We start from the raw sequence: 298 nt of genomic DNA, 5'->3' as shown, positions 1-298 counted from the left end.
CGGGATAACTCCCATCCCGACAGCTCCGAGAATGCCACCAATAACCGCCATGATTACTGGAATCCATTCATCAGAGATTCTTTTTGATGCTTTACAGCCCATTCCTACAATGTAGCAAATCATAACGATTGCTATACATGAGCCTAATGTTGAAATGTCCATCATTTATCACCCCTTAACGCCTGAACAGCATTCATAAAATTAGCTGTATTTTTAGCCATTTTCTCAATATTTTCAGGCTTTTTAAGTTCTTCAATGGTTTCGTGGAACGCCTGCTTTATTTCTGAGTTTTCTCTGA

At 39.3% G+C, this 298-nt stretch carries 1 protein-coding gene; it reads right to left on the bottom strand.

All coding sequences use genetic code 11. The features are described from left to right. A partial coding sequence (locus ABFY71_RS19375; protein WP_488645807.1) for a phage holin family protein occupies positions 1-162 on the bottom strand: 162 nt, incomplete at its 3' end. Between the last annotated feature and the right edge of the window lie 136 nt (positions 163-298).

Source organism: Devosia alba (assembly GCF_039938915.1).
In the GTDB taxonomy this organism is placed as follows: domain Bacteria; phylum Pseudomonadota; class Alphaproteobacteria; order Rhizobiales; family Devosiaceae; genus Devosia; species Devosia alba.
The sequence above is the reverse complement of the archived record's forward strand: the minus strand, read 5'-3'. Positions and strand labels throughout refer to the sequence as shown.